The organism is Solibacillus sp. iso_87 (assembly GCF_056173085.1).
Genome location: NZ_CM149656.1, coordinates 1,077,795 through 1,097,342 on the forward strand (window position 1 = coordinate 1,077,795; position 19,548 = coordinate 1,097,342).

The window sequence follows — 19,548 nt, forward strand, 5'->3', positions numbered from 1 at the left end:
ATATGACAAAAACATTTTTGGGTGATTCATTTTTATTGAACAATAAAGTAGCTGAGAAGCTGTATTTCGACTATGCAAAAGATTTACCGATTATCGATTATCACTGTCATTTAAGTCCTCAGGAAATTTATGAGGATAAGCAATTCAAAAATATAACAGAGGCTTGGTTATACGGTGACCATTATAAATGGCGTGCGATGCGGGCAAATGGGGTTCCGGAACACCTTGTAACGGGTGATGCGGATGATTATGAGCGCTTCGAAGCATGGGCAAAAACCGTTCCGTATACGATTGGAAACCCTTTATATCAGTGGACTCATTTAGAACTGCGCCGATTCTTTAATGAAGAAACATTATTAAATGAAAAAACAGCACGTGCTATTTGGGATAATGTAAATGAACAACTACCTCAAAAAACAGCACGCCAGTTGATTATAGACTCAAAAGTAGAAGTAATCTGCACAACTGATGATCCGATTGACTCGCTTGAATATCATATCGCGCTTCAAAAAGATGAGCAGTTTAACGTGAAAGTACTGCCAAGTTTCAGACCGGATAAAGCGTTGGAAATCAATAAGCCGACGTTTGCGGCTTGGATAGGATCATTATCGGAAGTAGTCGGTGAAACAATTGAGTCTTATGAACAATTGAAAGAAGCTCTTGCAAAACGTATTCAGTTTTTTGATGAAGTCGGCGGTAAAGTATCAGATCATGCATTGGATACGATATATTACGCAGAAGCGACAGAACAGGAAGTGAGTGCTATTTTTGAAAAGGGGCTTGCGGGTGGACAAGTATCGCTGGAAGATGAAGCGAAATACAAAACAGCATTGCTTATCTTTTTAGGAAAGCAATACGCTTCATATGATTGGGCAATGCAATATCATATTTCCGCACACCGCAACAACAATACACGTCAGTTTAATGAATTAGGACCGGATACAGGCTATGACAGCATTAATGATGGTCCAATCGCGGTACCGCTGACACGTTTACTGGATGCGCTTGCACTTGAAGATGCATTACCGAAAACGATTATTTATTCATTAAATCCGAAAGACTATTACGTTATTGCTAGTATAATCGGAAGCTTCCAGGAAAAAGTACCGGGGAAAATTCAATTCGGTACGGCTTGGTGGTTTAATGACCAAAAAGAAGGAATGCTTGATCAGATGAAAGCACTTGCGAGCATAGGGGTATTCAGCCGCTTTATCGGTATGCTGACGGATTCACGCAGTTTCCTGTCTTATACGCGCCACGAATATTTTAGACGCTTAGTATGTGATCTTATTGGCGAATGGGTTGAAAATGGAGAATTCCCTGAAGATTATGAGCTGCTTGGAACAGTTGTACAGGATATTTGCTATTACAATGCAAAAAATTACTTTAACTTTTAAATGGGGTGGATGAAGCATGCAACAGTTATCAAACGATGTGTATACTCGAAAAACAGCTGTCGTAGAGCGTATTGTCCAATTCGGCACGGGGAATTTTCTCCGTGCTTTTGTTGATTGGCTTATACATGAAGCGAATTTACAGCAGCAACACGATTTAGGAATTGTTATTGTCCAGTCAACATCAGGAAGTACGTCAGAAGTGATCAATGCGCAAGACGGCCTATACACACTTGTTACGCAAGGGATTCAAAATGGTAAGCAAGTCAACTATGAACAAGTGATTGAAAGTGTCTCGCGCAGTATTTCACTGCAAAGGCAATATGAAGAATATATGAAGCTTGCAGTTTCGGAAGACCTCCAATATGTTGTATCCAATACAACGGAAGCGGGAATTGTTTATGAAGAGCTCCCATTTGATCGACAGCCATCAACTAATTTTGTGGCGAATGTGACTCATTTTTTATGGAAACGCTATGAAACATTCGGCGGGGATCCGTCAAAAGGGTTGATTTTTCTGCCGTGTGAATTAATTGAACAGAACGGTACTACTTTAAAAAATGGAATTGTAAGCTATGCAAATGCATGGAACTTAGGGCAGAACTTCATTGATTGGGTTACAAGTGCCAATACATTTTGCAACACACTTGTTGACCGTATCGTACCGGGATTCCCGAAAAGCCAACATGAAGAATTAACGTTGAAGCTTGGGTATGATGATAAGTTACTTGTTTCGGCAGAACCGTATTATATTTGGGTAATAGAAAATGAAGAAGCGCTGCATTCTTTCCCGTTAATTAATAATAAATTTGAAGTAAAGCTAGTAGAAGACCTGAGTTATTACCGGGAGCGTAAAGTGAAAATGCTGAATGGTGCGCACTCCGCATTAACACCGCTTGCTATTTTATTGAATATTGATACAGTCGGGCAAGTGATGGAACACCAATCGTTAAGACCATTTGTTCAACGTTTACTTGTAGAAGAAGTGATTCCTACCATTAATGGCGACAAAGAACAGTTAATCACATATCAACAGGCGGTTTTAGAGCGCTTTGAAAATCCGTTTATTGCACATTACGTAAAAAGTATTGCACTCAATGCGATCGCCAAGTTTAAAACCAGAAATATTCCATTATTACTGGCGTATTATAAGCAATATGAAACACTTCCAAAACATCTAACAACAGCATTGGCTGCCTGGATTTACCTATATCAAACACCAGCAGTTTTCTCGCCGCAAGATGCTCCGGAAGCGATTGAGCAAATTACGGCAATGCCATTAGCGGCTGTATTGCGTAATGAAAATCTTTGGGGAATAGATTTAACAACGATTCCACAACTTGAACAATTTGTCGGGCAGGCAATTGCGGCATTTAAAGAACAACAAACAGCACAGTTTATTGCGGAATTGGAAGAGGAGGTACTAGGATTATGAAAGAAACGATTGTAATTCATCCATCTGATAATGTTGCGGTCGCTTTACGTGCGTTTGAAGCGGGAGAGCCATTTTCCATCGGCCAAGAGCAGATTAATCTATCACAGGAAGTTGCAAGAGGCCATAAAATTGCCACACGTAATATTCAAAAAGGGGAACATATTATAAAATACGGCTATCCGATTGGACATGCTACTGAAGATATTGCAAAAGGAACGGTTGTCCACACACATAATGTGAAAACAAATTTGCAGGACATTATTAACTATAATTACGACAAGAAAGATATTACATTAAACTACCAGCAGCGTAATTTAACATTTAAAGGGTACCGACGCAGCAACGGTGAAGTCGGTATACGGAATGAATTGTGGATTATTCCTTCAGTCGGATGTGTGAATGGTATTGCGGATATGATTATTCGGGAGTTTGAGCAACGTGTAGGAAGTATTGCGCCATTTGAATCGACACTCGTATTAAAGCATAATTTTGGCTGTTCACAATTAGGCGACGACCATGAAAATACACGTACTATTTTACTGGATGCAATTAATCATCCGAATGCTGCAGCAGTTCTGGTATTAGGACTTGGTTGCGAGAATAATACAATTGAAGAGATGAAGCAGGAGCTTGGCGTTTACGATACTTCCCGTGTGAAATTTGTCGTGTCGCAGCAAGTTGATGATGAAGTTGAAGCAAGTGTAGAAGCGCTCGTGGAACTTCATGAAGCAGTTCGCAATGACCGCCGAGAAGATATTCCGATTAGTGAATTGCGTATCGGACTAAAATGTGGCGGTTCAGACGGTTTATCGGGCATCACGGCGAATCCGCTTCTAGGCCGATTCTCCGATTTTTTAGTATCACAGGGCGGCACAACGGTGCTGACGGAAGTTCCGGAAATGTTCGGAGCGGAAACAATTTTAATGAACCGTGCACAAGATGAGGAAACATTTGAAAAAATTGTTTCGCTTATTAATGACTTTAAGCAATACTTCATCGACTACAATCAGCCGATTTATGAAAATCCTTCACCAGGCAATAAAGCGGGCGGGATTACGACGCTGGAAGACAAGTCGTTAGGTTGTACGCAAAAAGCGGGCAGTGCTGAGATTGTCGACGTTTTGAAATACGGAGAACGTTTAAAAAAACGCGGGCTGAATTTATTGAGTGCGCCGGGCAATGATCTTGTAGCATGTACAGCACTCGCATCTGCCGGCTGTCAATTAGTGCTGTTTACTACAGGTCGTGGTACGCCATTCGGCTCATTCGTACCTACGATGAAAATTTCCACAAACAGTGCAATTTATGAACAAAAAAAGCATTGGATTGATTTTAATGCAGGGCAAATACTAGAAGATGACGCTGACGAAGATGCGGTACTGGAAGAATTTATTCAATACATTATTGCTGTTGCAAGTGGTGAGCAATTAAATCATGAACGTATGAACTTTAAAGAAATGGCTATTTTTAAAACAGGTGTAACGCTCTAAAAGTACCTTCGCTTTATAGTAATCTTCCTATTATATAAGAAATGGCGATGCTCCCTTTTTTGTGAGGGAGTGTCGTCATTTTTTTAAATCGTTTATTAATGGAAAGAAAAAGGTTATCCACACGGACAAGGGGATTGCCTTGACAGTAACTGCCCACAAGATTATGATAAGATAGACAAATTATGATTGGAGAGATAAAAATGCTACTTGAAAAAACAACACGCATGAACTTTCTCTTCGACTTTTATCAAGCGTTATTAACTGATAAACAGCGCAGCTATATGGAACTGTATTACTTGGACGATCACTCGTTAGGAGAAATTGCCGAAAGTTATAATATTTCACGCCAGGCTGTTTACGATAACATTCGCCGTACTGAGGCGATGCTTGAAGAATATGAAGAAAAACTAAATTTATTCGAAAAGTTTCAACAACGTCAAATTGTGTTAAAACAATTGGCGGATGCAATTGAGGATGAGGCTTCTACGACAGAGGCGAAACTGGCATTGGTTGAACAACTGAAGGAATCGGATTAGGGGGCGAACGAGTTGGCTTTTGAAGGTTTAGCAGAGCGACTCCAAGGTACGATCCAAAAGATTAAAGGTAAAGGGAAAGTTACGGAACAAGACGTTAAAGAAATGATGCGTGAAGTCCGATTTGCCTTAATCGAAGCGGACGTAAACTTAAAGGTAGTAAAAGAATTCGTTAAAAAAGTTAGTGAGCGCGCAGTCGGTGTCGACGTCATGAAATCATTAACACCTGGTCAGCAAGTCATTAAAATTGTACAGGATGAATTGAAGAATTTAATGGGTGGCGAACAAAGTCCGATTAAATTCAGCAACCGTCCTCCGACTGTCATTATGATGGTTGGTTTACAAGGTGCAGGTAAAACCACGACTACGGGTAAGTTGGCGAATGTATTACGTAAAAAATATAATAAAAAACCATTACTAGTAGCAGCAGATATTTACCGTCCAGCCGCTGTTCAGCAATTGCAGACATTAGGGAAACAGTTATCTCTGCCAGTATTCTCACTAGGTACAGATGTTTCACCTGTTGAAATTGCACGTCAGGCAATCGAGCATGCAAAAGAAGAGCATTTGGACGTTGTATTAATCGATACAGCTGGTCGTCTTCATATTGATGAAGAGCTGATGCAGGAACTGAAAGATATTCGCGGTTTAAAAGAGCCGGACGAAGTATTTTTAGTTGTTGATGCAATGACAGGTCAAGATGCTGTAAATGTTGCACAAAGCTTTAATGAAACAGTCGGCATTACGGGCGTTGTCTTAACAAAATTAGACGGTGATACTCGTGGTGGTGCGGCACTGTCGATTCGCTCTGTTACAGAGAAACCGATTAAATTTGTCGGTATGGGCGAAAAGATGGATGCGCTGGAACCATTCCATCCAGAGCGTATGGCTTCACGTATTTTAGGGATGGGTGATGTACTGTCACTGATCGAAAAAGCACAGGCCAACGTTGATATGGAGAAGGCGAAAGAGCTGGAAGAAAAGTTCATGACACAGAGCTTTACGTTTGATGACTTTATCGAACAACTTCAAGCCGTGAAGAAAATGGGACCACTTGATGAATTATTGAAAATGATTCCAGGTGCAAACAAAATGAAGGGCCTTGACAATGTCAAAGTCGATGAAAAGCAGATGGGACGCATCGAAGCGATTATCTATTCGATGACACCAAATGAAAAGACAAACCCGGAAATCATTTCGGCGAGCCGCAAAAAGCGTATCGCTACAGGCTCAGGGACGTCAATTCAGGAAGTAAACCGCTTATTGAAGCAGTTTGAAGAAATGAAAAAAATGATGAAACAGATGACAGGTATGGCTCAAGGAAAAGGTAAAAAGAAGATGAAAATGCCTGGTTTTGATTCATTATTTAAATAAAAAATAAGGTGTTAAGAAAAAACACTTTACAAACCATCAAGACATTGCTAATATAATATCTTGTGTGAAACTTATTCGGAGGTGCTATTAAAATGGCAGTTAAAATTCGCTTAAAACGTATGGGAGCTAAAAAATCTCCTTTCTATCGTATCGTAGTTGCAGACGCTCGTTCACCACGTGACGGCCGTCAAATCGAAACAGTAGGTACTTACAACCCACTTACAGTTCCAGCTACAGTACAAATCGATGAAGAGAAAGCTCTTAAATGGTTAACTGATGGTGCAAAACCATCTGATACTGTACGTAACCTGTTCTCAGAACAAGGTATCATGGAAAAATTCCATAACGCTAAATACAGCAAATAATTCAATGATTAATTCGGAGGTGGCATTATGCAGCAGCTGATTGAAGCAATTGTGAAACCGTTAGTCGATTATCCGGAAGACGTTCGTATTGAGACGGACGAAACTTCAAATCGAGTTGTTTATAAGCTTTTTGTTCATCCAGAGGATCGAGGGAAAGTAATAGGCAAGCAAGGACGTGTTGCGAAGGCAATTCGTACGATTGTGTACTCAGCAGCGGGCGGCCACCAGAAGAAAAAGACGTATGTCGATATATTGGATTAGTAAAAGAAGGGTGGCATTTTGCTAACCCTTCTTTTTTTGTTATGATATTGTTGTTTTCCGTTACGGCGGACGCTTTCCACGGGCGTGGCCTTACACGAACGTCTCAGGCGTCACGCTATTCCCGTAGGAAGCATGCTTGTAGCGAAAGGCGTAGTCGCCGTCAGCTACACTCGCCGCCTTCACTCCAAACAACGGTGTATATAAAAGTTATGTGGTAACAAATTATTATAAAAGGTGGAATATACATGGAATGGTTTAATGTAGGGCGTATTGTAAATACACATGGTATTCGCGGAGAGCTGCGAATTTTATCGACAACGGACTTTGAAGAAGAACGTTTTGCGGTAGGTTCGAAACTAGCGGCGTTCAAAAAAGATGATAAAAAACCGACTTGGGTAACGATCAGTTCATCAAGACGCCATAAAAACTTTATATTGGTGACATTTGAAGGAATGGAAAACATTAATTTAGTGGAACCATTTAAAGAAGGTCTATTAAAAGTATCGATGGATCAATTAGCGGAAGATGAGCTTGAAGATAATGAATACTATCACTTTGAAATCAAAGATTGTGAAGTGTTTTCAGAAGAGGGCGAACTGATCGGCGTTGTTACCGATATTTTAGAAACGGGCGCGAACGATGTATGGGAAATTAAAGCGCAAAATGGTAAGAAGCATTACATTCCCTACATTGAGGATATCGTAAAAGATATTGATGTCGATGAAAAGAAAATCGTTATTCACGTAATGGAAGGTTTGTTGGAATGAAGATTAACGTATTAAGTTTATTTCCTGATATGTTCACAGGTGTGTTTGGGTCATCAATTTTAAAAAAGGCTCAGGAAAAAGGTGCTGTTGAACTGGCGGTAACCGATATCCGAGAGTACAGTGAAAACAAGCACAAACAAGTGGATGATTACCCATATGGCGGCGGAGCGGGAATGGTATTAAAGCCGGAACCGATGTTCAATGCGGTGGAAGCCATTACAGAAGGCCGCAAGCCACGTGTTATTCTTATGTGCCCACAAGGCGAGCGCTTCACGCAGAAGAAGGCAGAGGAGCTTGCAAAGGAAGAGGATTTAGTATTCCTTTGCGGGCATTATGAAGGATATGATGAGCGGATTCGGGAGCATCTAGTAACAGATGAGATTTCGATCGGCGACTTTGTTTTAACAGGCGGCGAGCTTCCTGCAATGACGGTGATCGATGCGGTTGTACGTTTGTTGCCGGGTGTACTTGGGCAGGAAGATTCACATATTCAGGATTCATTTTCAACAGGATTATTAGAACATCCTCATTATACGCGTCCAGCTGATTTTAGAGGGATGAAAGTGCCGGATATACTGTTATCAGGTAATCACGCGAAAATCGATGCGTGGCGTGAGGAACAGTCATTCAAGCGTACGTTAGAGCGCAGACCGGATTTATTGGAAGCTCTTGAATTAACGGACAAGCAAATGAAAATAATCGAAAAAATTAAGAATGAAATGTAAAGCAAAACTACTTGCAAGCCTAAAATAATTATGGTAAGATTCATTTTGTGCTTCAATGTAAGCACTGAATTACGGTGTTCCGCTGTGGCTTAAATTAGCGTGCATGAGCATCTGTCTAAGGAGAGAAAACAATGTCAAACATTATTACAGAGATCACTAAAGATCAATTACGTTCAGACTTACCTACATTCAAACCAGGTGACACAGTTAAGGTACACGTTAAAATCGTTGAGGGTACTCGTGAGCGTATCCAATTATTCGAAGGTGTAGTTATTAAACGTCGTGGTGGCGGAATTAGCGAAACTTTCACAGTACGTAAAATTTCTTACGGTGTTGGTGTAGAGCGTACTTTCCCAGTACACACTCCAAAAATCGCTAAGTTAGAAGTAGTACGTAAAGGTAAAGTACGTCGTGCTAAACTTTACTACCTACGTAACTTACGTGGTAAAGCTGCTCGTATTAAAGAAATTCGATAAGAACTTTTTAGAAGGGGGCTTGTATATACAAGTCCCTTTCTTTCTTTAAAAAAAATGTGTATTAACATGTGATTTTGACAATAAACTATAGATAATATGATGTAATAATTTAGATTAGATTTTTGCTTGATATACATATTTCGTATACAATAAATGTGATGAGCAAGGGGGATAGCTACGTGGAAAAAACTGAAAAAGAAAAAAATGAGCTTTGGGAATGGACGAAAGCTCTACTGATTGCGTTTGCGATTGCCGCATTTATTCGTTACTTTTTATTTACACCGATTGTAGTAGACGGGGATTCAATGATGCCTACCCTTGAAAATGGTGATCGCATGATCGTCAACAAATTCAGCTATAAAATCGGCGAGCCCGACCGTTTTGACATCGTCGTATTCCACGCACCTGAACAAAAGGACTATATTAAACGTGTCATTGGTCTTCCAGGGGACTTTGTAGAATACAAGGATGACCAATTATATATTAATGGTGAAGCGATCGATGAACCGTATTTGGACGCATATAAAGCTGAAATTAGCGAAGGCAACTTAACAGGCGACTTCTCGCTGAAAGATATCGATCCGTCGCTGGACGTAATTCCGGAAGGCTACGTATTCGTAATGGGCGATAACCGTCGCTTCAGTAAAGACAGCCGCCATATCGGAATCGTCGACCAGAAAGAAATTATCGGCAATACGAACATCATTTTCTGGCCGTTAAACGAAATTGAGATCGTTAAGTAATATTTATCGTTTTTTATCAATAGATGAGGATGACATAATTAAATGTCATAGCAGTTGATTGGAATGAAGGGGAGGCGAGTTGATTTCGCCTTCTCATTTATCAAGTCGTTGCTTCTGCGGTGGCCGCAATAAATTGCAGCCATCCTCGGCGCAAAGAATTAGAGACAAACAAGTTTGACTCTAATTCTTGCCCGCGGAAAGCGTCCGACCCGTAATGGAAATCAACCCCATATTTGATGATGGATCATTTTCAAAATAAATATTAAATATTGTCTAAAATGAGGGGGCAGTTTAAACTCCTCATTTTTTTGTTGAGAATAGAAGTATGTAATTTACAGGAGGTTATACATTATGACAATTCAATGGTTTCCAGGACATATGGCAAAGGCGCGCCGTCAAGTATCGGAAAGTCTAAAGCTTGTCGATATCGTTTTTGAGCTAGTCGATGCACGTTTACCATTATCTTCACGTAATCCGATGATCGATGAAGTCATCCATCAAAAACATCGTCTGCTCATTTTAAATAAACAAGATATGGCTGATGAGCAGGAAACACGCCGCTGGATTCAATATTTCGCCGACAGAGGCTTTAAAGCAGTAGCGATTAACTCATTGGAAGGTAAAGGCTTGCAGGCGGTCACAAAGGCCGCTCAGGAGATTTTAGCGGATAAATGGGAGCGCATGAAATCAAAAGGAATGAAGCCACGTGCCATCCGCGCAATGATCGTAGGTATTCCGAATGTCGGCAAATCAACTTTAATCAACCGTTTAGCGAAGAAAAACCTTGCGAAAACAGGAAATATGCCGGGTGTTACGAAAGCACAGCAATGGATTAAAGTCGGTAAGGAAATTGAACTTCTTGATACGCCGGGGATTTTATGGCCAAAGTTTGAAGATCAGGAAGTCGGCTACAAGCTTGCTTTAACTGGTGCGATTAAAGATACAATTACGAATATGGAAGATTTGGCTGTATACGGCTTACGTTTTTTAGAAAAGCACTATCCAACACGCATGGAAGAACGCTATAAAATTTCATCCGTATCCGAGGAACTTGTCGAAACATTTGATGCAATTGGAAAGTTGCGCCGTGTATTTGGACAAGGCGGAGAGATTGACTATGATCAAGTGTCCGTATTAGTTGTACGCGACATTCGTGAACAAAATCTTGGGAAACTGACATTTGACTTTGTTTCCGAGCAACTTGAAAAAGAGCAATTGGAAGAAGCGATTGCTCTGGAAAACGAAGAGCGCCGGAAAAAAACTGCTGCGCTAAATCGCCAGAAAAAGCAAGAAAGCAACGAATAAAGTGGAATAATAGACAGGCAAAACCTTTTTCATTTATTTGAGAAAGGTTTTTTCTTTTATAATAAGAAAAGTAGACGATATAACAGTAAGATTGATAGAAAGTAAAATTAGATAAAAAACCAAGTTAGTAATAGATTTGAGGACTTTATATGAAAACAATTAAAGAGATTACAGAAGCATTAAAAACAGCAGCACAAATCGAGCCATGGATGGATTATATAGTAAAGGATGAACGGGCAGGCGTCCAAAAAGCATGGATGCAATTTCAAAAGCGTCTGGAAAAGATAGAGGCACTCCAACAAGCACATAATGAAAAACTGCAATTTGACGCAAGTTATTTACCATATGAAGATGCCTATATCGCAGGCACAGACGAAGCAGGCCGCGGACCGCTCGCAGGACCTGTCGTAACCGCGGCTGTTATACTGCCGAATCATTGCCAGGAACTGCTTGGCGTAAACGATTCCAAACAATTATCAAAAGAAAAACGCAACCAGTTTGCTGAACGGATTAAAAAACATGCATTATATTATTCTGTTCATTTTCAAAGTGCCGAAGAAATTGACCGCCTCAACATATATGAAGCAACACGCCAGTCGATGTTAAAAAGTATTGAAACACTTGAAGTAACACCGAACTTCATATTGGCCGATGCGATGACACTTTCGACGTCGATTCCGCAAGCATCCATCATAAAGGGGGATGCACGTAGCCTGTCAATCGCAGCAGCATCTATATTAGCGAAAACGGCACGTGATGACTATATGGAAAAACTGGATCGTGAATATGCGCAATACGGTTTTGCGCAGCATGCTGGGTACGGAACAAAGCAGCACTTGGAAGCAATCGCCCAATATGGACCGACAGAACATCATCGAAAAACATTTGAACCGATCAAATCATTGCTTCAAAGAAAGGAGTAACGGCATGAACTTCTCATCGTTTAATGCAATCCAAACTAATACTTCGCAGCAAGTAACAGCAAATCAGCCATTATCGTTAAGGCAGGATCAAGTATTTCACGGGACGATCAAGCAGCTCTACCCAAATCAGATGGCAGAAGTCCAAGTAGGCAATCAAAAGCTCATGGCAAAGCTGGAAGTACCTTTAAAGCAAGGTGATGCACACTTTTTTCAAGTGACAGCGACAAATCCGCAAACAGAATTAAAAGTCGTAACTGGACCGATGTCACAATCAATGACAGCAGGTCAGCAAATGTCCCAGCTGCTTGAAACAATGAATTTGCCGAAATCGAATGAAATGCAGCAAGTACTTTCGCATTTTATGAAAGCTCAGTTACCCCTTGCGAAAGAACAGCTCATTGCCGCGGAAAGCTGGATGAAAAACTTGCCGGCAGGAGTAGATAAGAATAATGCACTTCACGCACTGCAGCGTATGGTGGAGCTGAAAATGCCTTTTACAAACACCGTATTTCAAGCATTGACTCAAGGAATCAAAACAGATGGCATGTCGGCAAATTTAGCAAATTTAGTGCAGCTTTTGGCAACTCAGGCTGGAGGAAATGAAGCAATTAAATCATCGCTCCTACAGAAAATTGACCAGCTGGCAAAACCGTTGAACAATGAAACAGGCGGTATCCTCCTTGCAAGAGCAACCCAAAATTTACTGGATAATAATTCACCGAGTGCATCGAAAATTCAATCGCTGACGGTATTGAAAGAAGCGGGAATTTTACCGCAAAATGCAACTTTGCAAAATTGGCAAACGGTAAATCAGCAAGGAAACCAACAGGCTGCTGCAACACCGCTATTAAAAGAGGCGGGCCTAATGCTGCAGCAGCTCGGCCAAACGAGCCCTGAACAAATAAAACCGATGTTAGAGCAAGTAAAAGCATGGATTAATAATGAAAGCTTAATATCTTCAGCACAAAAGCAGCAACTACAGCAATTACTGTCACGCTTTGAACAGCTCCCGGCTTCAAAGCCAGCTATGGAAGCATTGGTAAATCAACTGCGGCATCAACTGACAAACGCATACAGTGAAAGTCTGACAACGCGATTGTTTATGCAAAATGATCAAGGACTGTCCGCGAAGGATCAATTGCTTACGTTACTGAAACCGGATGCGAATTTACCGATTGCCGATCAGCTGTTGCGCAATTTAGTGAAAGTGACGGCTGATAGTCCGCAGCCGGTGATGCAAAGTGCCTTCACTCAAGCAGAAGGTCAAGTACAGGCTGCTGTTGATAGTCGTGCGATGGAACAGGCGATAAAAACTGTCTTAAAAGGACTTGGGGTCAGCTATGAAGCGGCGCTGGCAAATAAGGCAGGCGATATACAGGCAATTGCCCAGCAAATGAAGCCGCAATTATTAGCGCTTCTTCAAGATGTCCAAACACCTATCGCAATAAAAGATGCCGCAGAAATGGTGATGGCCAGACTAAATGGAATGCAGCTCAATTCAGGGGAAAACGGGCATCAGCATCAGCTTGTCATGCAAGTGCCGTTGGATTTTTTCGGCAAGAAAATGGATGCGACATTGCAATGGAATGGTCGTATGAAAGAAGATGGTAAAATTGATGCCAATTTTGCCCGTATTCTATTTTATTTAAATATGGAAACATTGCAGCAAACTGTAATCGATATGCAAGTACAAAACCGTGTTGTCACAATTAATATATATAATGATATGCCAAATTTAGATTCGTTGGCGACTTCGCTAAAAGGAACATTAAAGGCAGGATTGCTGGAAAAAGACTATACATTATCCGGACTGTTTATCAAACCTTTTGGAGAACAAACAGGAAAAACTGTCACAAAACTGTCAAATATGCAAGAAGACGAGCAAGGAGGGGTAGATATCCGCGTATGACCGAAAAAAAATATATCCGAAAAGAAGCGATCGCCCTTTCCTATGATCCGCAAAAAAGCAGTGGTCCGAAAATCGTCGCAAAAGGAAAAGGGAAAATTGCGGAAAATATATTAGAAAAAGCTGCGATGCATGAAGTACCTGTTTATGAAGATCCGAACTTGGTGGAGCTGTTGGGCCAGCTTGATTTGAACACCTCGATCCCGGAAGAACTATACCAAGCAGTTGCCGAAGTTTTTGCCTTTATTTATCATTTGGACGAAAAGCAGAAGTTAACTTTTAAAAATAAATAATCGGTATTTTTTTAATTTTATGCGGAGTATATCTTTCGGAAAATTAGAAAATATCTATACAAAGAATATTTTGACATAAAGTGAACTAAAAATTGCTTGTGTGACAAATATAGACATTGTCTGAATAATTGTATAAAATAGATTATGTTAGTAGAATAATTTCCAAATGTCCGATGGGAGGATGTATCATGAATATCCATGAGTATCAAGGGAAAGAGATATTAAGACAATACGGTGTAGCGGTTCCAAGAGGAAGTGTCGCGTTTTCACCGGACGAAGCAGTAAAAGCAGCAAAAGAGCTAGGTGCAAACGTAACGGTAGTAAAAGCACAAATTCATGCAGGGGGCCGCGGTAAAGCGGGAGGCGTGAAAATTGCTAAAAACCTGGATGAAGTTCGCTCTTTCTCTAAAGAATTATTAGGCAAAATTTTAGTAACTCACCAAACAGGTCCAGACGGTAAAGAAGTAAAGCGTCTTTATATAGAAGAAGGTTCGGACATTAAAAAAGAGTATTACTTAAGTTTAGTATTAGACCGTGCAACTTCTAGAGTAGTAATGATGGGTTCTGAAGAAGGCGGTATGGATATCGAAGAGGTAGCCGAGACTAATCCGGAAAAAATCTTTAAAGAAGTGATTGACCCGGTTACAGGTTTAAATGCTTTCCAGGCACGTCGTATGGCATTCAATATGAATATCCCTGCTAAGCTAGTAAATAAAGCAGTAGGGTTAATGCTTGGTATTTATAAAGCATTTATCGATAAAGATGCATCGACAGTAGAAATCAACCCGCTAGTTGTAACTGGTGATGACCAGGTAGTGGCGCTTGATGCAAAATTCAACTTTGATGCAAACGCTTTATATCGTCACAAAGATATCGTAGAATTACGCGATTTCGATGAAGAAGATCCAAAAGAAATTGAAGCATCTAAATACGATTTAAGTTATATTTCGTTAGACGGCAATATCGGCTGTATGGTAAATGGTGCAGGTCTTGCCATGGCGACGATGGATACGATTAGTTACTACGGCGGATCACCCGCAAACTTCCTTGACGTTGGGGGCGGTGCAACAGCTGAAAAAGTAACAGAAGCTTTTAAAATTATTTTATCAGACAAAAATGTAAAAGGAATTTTCGTAAACATTTTTGGTGGAATCATGAAGTGCGACATTATTGCAAGTGGTGTTATTACGGCTGCAAAAGAAGTCGGTTTAGAAGTTCCATTAGTAGTACGTTTAGAAGGGACTAACGTAGAGCTAGGTAAAAAATTGTTAAATGAATCCGGTTTGAACATTGTGGCAGCTGACTCAATGGCGGACGGCGCACAAAAAATCGTGAAATTAGTTGAAGCTGAAGGCGGGGTAAAGGCATGAGTGTGTTCATTAATCAAGAGACAAAAGTAATCGTACAAGGGATTACTGGGGAAACAGCCCTTTTCCATACAAAACAAATGCTTGAATACGGAACAAAAATCGTTGCAGGGGTAACACCAGGTAAAGGTGGCCTTGAAATCGAAGGTGTTCCTGTATTTAATACAGTACAAGAAGCAGTCGATGCGACAGGTGCAAATGTATCTGTTATTTACGTACCGGCACCATTTGCGGCTGATGCTATTATTGAAGCAGTTGATGCGGATTTGGATATGACGATTTGTATTACAGAACATATTCCGGTACTTGATATGGTTAAAGTAAAGCGCTATATGGAAGGCAAGAAAACACGTTTAGTTGGTCCAAACTGTCCAGGTGTTATTACTGCTGATGAGTGTAAAATCGGTATCATGCCAGGCTACATTCATACAAAAGGACATGTAGGTGTAGTTTCACGTTCTGGTACATTAACTTATGAAGCGGTACACCAGCTGTCTCAAGCAGGAATCGGTCAAACAACAGCTGTAGGAATCGGGGGCGACCCAGTAAATGGGACAAACTTTATCGACTGCTTAAAAGCATTCAACGAAGACCCGGAAACTTATGCGGTAGTCATGATTGGTGAAATCGGTGGTACAGCGGAAGAAGAAGCTGCAGAATGGATCCAGGAAAACATGAACAAACCGGTAGTAGGCTTTATCGGCGGCCAAACAGCTCCTCCAGGAAAGCGTATGGGTCACGCAGGTGCCATTATTTCCGGCGGTAAAGGAACAGCTGCAGAGAAAATCAAAGCAATGAATGCAGCGGGTATTGAAGTAGCTCCGACGCCTTCTGTAATCGGTGAAACACTGATTAAAGTAATCAAAGAAAAAGGCTTGTACGAAGCTTGTAAAACACATTAAAATGAAAGATGTAGCGGTCGCCTCGCTACATCTTTTTCGTATGTCTCAATATACGAGGTTCCAATGAACGGGTTATGAGCCCGAATTCATTGGCAATACTATGTTTTACCTCAATGCTTACCTCACACTTTAAAACTGCGGTCATCTGAATTTCTTCTATTAAAAAGGAGTGTTGAAATGACCAACCCAATAAAGGAACATTTATTGAAACTGCATTATATTCTTCCTCTCACTTGGAAAAAAGTCCTGAATTTAATGAAAATTACAGATGAATTCGACGAAATATTGCATATTTCGCCAAAATTTTTAGCGGTCCAGCTAAATATAAAAGAAGAAAAAGCCTCACAGCTTATAAAACATTATAAAGAGCTCATACCAAGGTCAATGGAAACTTATTATGGTCAACATAATATAACAGCCATTCCCTATACAAATCCTTTATATCCGGAACGCTTAAAACAGCTGTACGATGCACCTGCTGTTATATATGCAAAAGGTGATATTCAATTACTGAACAGACCGAAAGTGATTGCGGTCATTGGTTCAAGGGCAGCGACAAGCTATAGTGAGGATGTATTGAATTTCATTCTGCCTCCGTTAATTCGTGAGCAATATGTCATAGTGAGCGGTCTTGCAAAAGGAGCAGACCGACTTGCACATGAAGCAACAATCCGATATGGTGGGAAGACAATAGGTGTTTTAGGCCATGGCTTTTTCCATAGTTATCCCCCTCAAAATAAAGAGCTGAATGCATTTATGGGACGTGAGCATTTACTTTTAACAGAATATCCTCCCTATGTCGGTGTGCAAAAATGGCATTTCCCTGCACGAAACCGTATTATTAGCGGATTGAGCGAAGCGCTGGTCGTTACGGAAGCCGCACTGAAAAGCGGAACACTTATAACAACAGAGCTTGCTCTTGAACAAGGAAAAGATGTTTTTGCAGTGCCGGGAAATATTTTTAACGAGCAGTCACGGGGGACAAATAAATTAATAAAAGAAGGCGCAATTCCAGTGTGGGATGGCTTTCAAATCTTAGAGGAAATCCAATTGTTTTCAAAATCACGTTGAAAAAAAGTTGCAATATTAGCCAATCTGTTATACATTTTGCAACAGGAAAAGCTTTGACATACATGGACAGCTTCATGTGAGTGAATATAAGAAAAATAACTATACCTCTATAAGGAGGACAACAGATGGCAGATTATTTAGTAATTGTTGAATCACCTGCAAAGGCGAAAACAATTGAACGATATTTAGGAAAAAAATATAAAGTAAAAGCTTCGATTGGACATGTACGTGATTTACCACGTAGTCAAATGGGAATCGATACCGAAAATAACTATGATCCAAAATATATTACGATTCGCGGTAAAGGTCCGGTACTTCAGGAACTGAAAACAGCGGCAAAAAAAGTGAAAAAGATTTATCTCGCAGCCGATCCAGACCGTGAAGGGGAAGCAATTGCCTGGCATTTAGCCACTGCTTTAAACATTGATATTAATTCAGATTGCCGCGTTGTATTTAACGAGATTACGAAAGAAGCAATTTTAGAGAGCTTCAAGCACCCGCGTCCGATTAATATGGATTTAGTCGATGCACAGCAAGCACGTCGTATTTTAGACCGTCTAGTAGGCTACAATATTAGTCCAATCCTTTGGAAAAAGGTTAAGAAGGGCTTATCGGCAGGACGTGTACAATCTGTTTCATTGCGTTTGATTATTGACCGTGAAAATGAAATTAAAAAATTCGAGCCGGAAGAATACTGGTCAATCGATGCAAGCTTCGAAAAAAATAAAAAGCAATTCGATGCCTTTTATTACGGAAACGGCAAAGAAAAAATTAAATTAACAAATGAACAACAAGTAAAAGATATATTAAAAGGTGTAAAAGGCTCAGAGTTTGAAGTAATGAATGTTGTAAAAAAAGAACGGAAGCGCAATGCGTCACCGGCCTTCACGACTTCTTCACTTCAACAGGAAGCTGCACGTAAGTTGAACTTCCGCGCTAAGAAGACAATGATGCTTGCACAGCAGCTTTATGAAGGTATTGAGCTCAGCAAAAAAGAAGGTGCTGTCGGATTAATTACGTATATGCGTACCGACTCAACGCGTATTTCCGATACAGCGAAAACAGAAGCTAAGTCATATATCGAAACAAAATACGGTAAAGATTTCATTGCCGGAGAGCAAAAACAGGCGAAAGCGAAGGCAAATGCACAAGATGCCCATGAAGCGATCCGTCCAACGAGTGCGATGCGTACACCAGAGGAGCTTAAAGCTATTTTAAGCCGCGACCAGCTGCGATTATACCGTTTAATTTGGGAGCGCTTTATCGCAAGTCAAATGGCACCAGCTGTACTTGATACCGTGACAGTTGATTTGCAAAACAATGACGTATTATTCCGTGCGAACGGGTCTCAAGTGAAATTTGCCGGGTTTATGAAGCTTTATATTGAAGGCACAGACGATCAGGAAGAAGAAACAAATAAGCTTTTACCTGAAATGGAAATCGGCGATAAAGTAAAATCGCTTGAAATCGAACCGAAGCAGCACTTCACTCAGCCACCTCCTCGCTATTCAGAGGCGCGTCTAGTAAAGACATTGGAAGAGCTAGGTATAGGCCGTCCATCGACATATGCCCCAACACTGGATACTATCCAAAAGCGCGGTTATGTGCAACTTGATGCGAAGCGCTTTGTGCCGACTGAACTTGGAGAAATCGTTCATCAGGCAACATTGGAGTTTTTCCCGGAAATCATTAACATTGAATTCACCGCACAGATGGAGCATAATCTTGATGAAATCGAAGAAGGCATTACACAATGGGTAAATGTCATCGATGAATTTTACAAAGACTTTGAACCACGGGTAAAATATGCGGATGAAGTAATGGAAAAAATCGAAATTAAAGATGAGCCTGCTGGAGAAGACTGCGAAAAATGCGGTGCGCCAATGGTATTCAAGCTTGGACGTTACGGGAAATTTATGGCTTGTTCAAACTTCCCGGATTGCCGCAACACAAAAGCGATTGTAAAACCGATCGATGTTAAATGTCCTTCATGTGAGACAGGTGAAATTGTTGAGCGTAAATCCAAAACAAAGCGCATTTTTTACGGATGCAATCAGTATCCGGAATGTGACTTCGTATCATGGGATAAGCCGATTAGTAGACCTTGTCCGAAATGTAGTGCATTATTAGTAGAGAAGAAATTGAAAAAAGGTGTTCAAATTCAGTGTACAAACAGTGAATGTGATTATGAAGAAACACCGTCACAATAAAATGAAGA

General features: G+C 40.5%; 19 protein-coding genes. All 19 read left to right on the forward strand.

What is annotated here, in order from left to right:
* The first annotated feature begins 2 nt into the window (after positions 1–2).
* The 19 genes from uxaC (at position 3) to topA (ending at position 19,540) form a co-directional block, all read left to right on the forward strand.
* Positions 3–1,397 carry a glucuronate isomerase gene (gene uxaC / locus AC0VXV_RS05240; protein WP_475530624.1) on the forward strand — a complete coding sequence of 465 codons (1,395 nt, stop codon included), beginning with the start codon at positions 3–5 and terminating at the stop codon, positions 1,395–1,397.
* A 16-nt stretch (positions 1,398–1,413) separates the two neighbouring features.
* Positions 1,414–2,829 carry a tagaturonate reductase gene (locus AC0VXV_RS05245; RefSeq protein WP_475530625.1) on the forward strand — a complete coding sequence of 472 codons (1,416 nt, stop codon included), beginning with the start codon at positions 1,414–1,416 and terminating at the stop codon, positions 2,827–2,829.
* Positions 2,826–4,319, forward strand: a complete 1,494-nt coding sequence (locus tag AC0VXV_RS05250) for a UxaA family hydrolase (RefSeq protein ID WP_475530626.1) — start codon at positions 2,826–2,828, stop codon at positions 4,317–4,319. Before AC0VXV_RS05245 ends, AC0VXV_RS05250 begins: the two co-directional genes overlap by 4 nt.
* A 200-nt stretch (positions 4,320–4,519) precedes the next feature.
* Positions 4,520–4,855, forward strand: a complete 336-nt coding sequence (locus AC0VXV_RS05255) for a putative DNA-binding protein (protein WP_079525160.1) — start codon at positions 4,520–4,522, stop codon at positions 4,853–4,855.
* 12 nt (positions 4,856–4,867) lie between these two features.
* Positions 4,868–6,226, forward strand: a complete 1,359-nt coding sequence (gene ffh / locus AC0VXV_RS05260) for a signal recognition particle protein (protein WP_413077758.1) — start codon at positions 4,868–4,870, stop codon at positions 6,224–6,226.
* A 92-nt stretch (positions 6,227–6,318) separates the two neighbouring features.
* Positions 6,319–6,591, forward strand: coding sequence for a 30S ribosomal protein S16 (gene rpsP / locus AC0VXV_RS05265; RefSeq protein WP_008403312.1), 273 nt, complete (start codon positions 6,319–6,321; stop codon positions 6,589–6,591).
* A gap of 27 nt (positions 6,592–6,618) precedes the next feature.
* Positions 6,619–6,852 carry a KH domain-containing protein gene (locus AC0VXV_RS05270; protein WP_008403311.1) on the forward strand — a complete coding sequence of 78 codons (234 nt, stop codon included), beginning with the start codon at positions 6,619–6,621 and terminating at the stop codon, positions 6,850–6,852.
* Positions 6,853–7,097: 245 nt separating this feature from the next.
* On the forward strand, positions 7,098–7,619 hold the full coding sequence (gene rimM, locus AC0VXV_RS05275) for a ribosome maturation factor RimM (RefSeq protein ID WP_079525164.1): 522 nt from the start codon (positions 7,098–7,100) through the stop codon (positions 7,617–7,619).
* On the forward strand, positions 7,616–8,344 hold the full coding sequence (trmD, locus tag AC0VXV_RS05280; RefSeq protein ID WP_475530627.1) for a tRNA (guanosine(37)-N1)-methyltransferase TrmD: 729 nt from the start codon (positions 7,616–7,618) through the stop codon (positions 8,342–8,344). The genes rimM and trmD overlap by 4 nt, the downstream gene beginning before the upstream one ends.
* A gap of 131 nt (positions 8,345–8,475) precedes the next feature.
* Entirely contained in the window at positions 8,476–8,820 is a 345-nt protein-coding gene (gene rplS, locus AC0VXV_RS05285) for a 50S ribosomal protein L19 (protein WP_008403308.1), read from the forward strand.
* Positions 8,821–8,999: 179 nt separating this feature from the next.
* Positions 9,000–9,563 (forward strand): signal peptidase I, encoded by a 564-nt coding sequence (lepB, locus tag AC0VXV_RS05290; RefSeq protein ID WP_475530628.1) that lies wholly within the window; start codon positions 9,000–9,002, stop codon positions 9,561–9,563.
* A gap of 351 nt (positions 9,564–9,914) precedes the next feature.
* Positions 9,915–10,868, forward strand: coding sequence for a ribosome biogenesis GTPase YlqF (ylqF, locus tag AC0VXV_RS05295; RefSeq protein ID WP_475530629.1), 954 nt, complete (start codon positions 9,915–9,917; stop codon positions 10,866–10,868).
* Positions 10,869–11,017: 149 nt separating this feature from the next.
* A complete protein-coding gene (locus AC0VXV_RS05300) occupies positions 11,018–11,791 on the forward strand; it encodes a ribonuclease HII (RefSeq protein ID WP_475530630.1) in 774 nt (257 codons plus the stop codon).
* Positions 11,792–11,795: 4 nt separating this feature from the next.
* Complete coding sequence (locus AC0VXV_RS05305) at positions 11,796–13,700, forward strand: hypothetical protein (RefSeq protein ID WP_475530631.1); 1,905 nt, start codon at positions 11,796–11,798, stop codon at positions 13,698–13,700.
* On the forward strand, positions 13,697–13,990 hold the full coding sequence (locus AC0VXV_RS05310; protein ID WP_475530632.1) for an EscU/YscU/HrcU family type III secretion system export apparatus switch protein: 294 nt from the start codon (positions 13,697–13,699) through the stop codon (positions 13,988–13,990). Before AC0VXV_RS05305 ends, AC0VXV_RS05310 begins: the two co-directional genes overlap by 4 nt.
* A 188-nt stretch (positions 13,991–14,178) precedes the next feature.
* Entirely contained in the window at positions 14,179–15,360 is a 1,182-nt protein-coding gene (gene sucC / locus AC0VXV_RS05315; RefSeq protein WP_079525179.1) for an ADP-forming succinate--CoA ligase subunit beta, read from the forward strand.
* Positions 15,357–16,259, forward strand: coding sequence for a succinate--CoA ligase subunit alpha (gene sucD, locus AC0VXV_RS05320; protein ID WP_079525181.1), 903 nt, complete (start codon positions 15,357–15,359; stop codon positions 16,257–16,259). Before sucC ends, sucD begins: the two co-directional genes overlap by 4 nt.
* A 177-nt stretch (positions 16,260–16,436) precedes the next feature.
* Entirely contained in the window at positions 16,437–17,330 is an 894-nt protein-coding gene (gene dprA, locus AC0VXV_RS05325; protein WP_475530633.1) for a DNA-processing protein DprA, read from the forward strand.
* A gap of 125 nt (positions 17,331–17,455) precedes the next feature.
* A complete protein-coding gene (gene topA / locus AC0VXV_RS05330) occupies positions 17,456–19,540 on the forward strand; it encodes a type I DNA topoisomerase (RefSeq protein ID WP_475530634.1) in 2,085 nt (694 codons plus the stop codon).
* Positions 19,541–19,548: the final 8 nt, after the last annotated feature.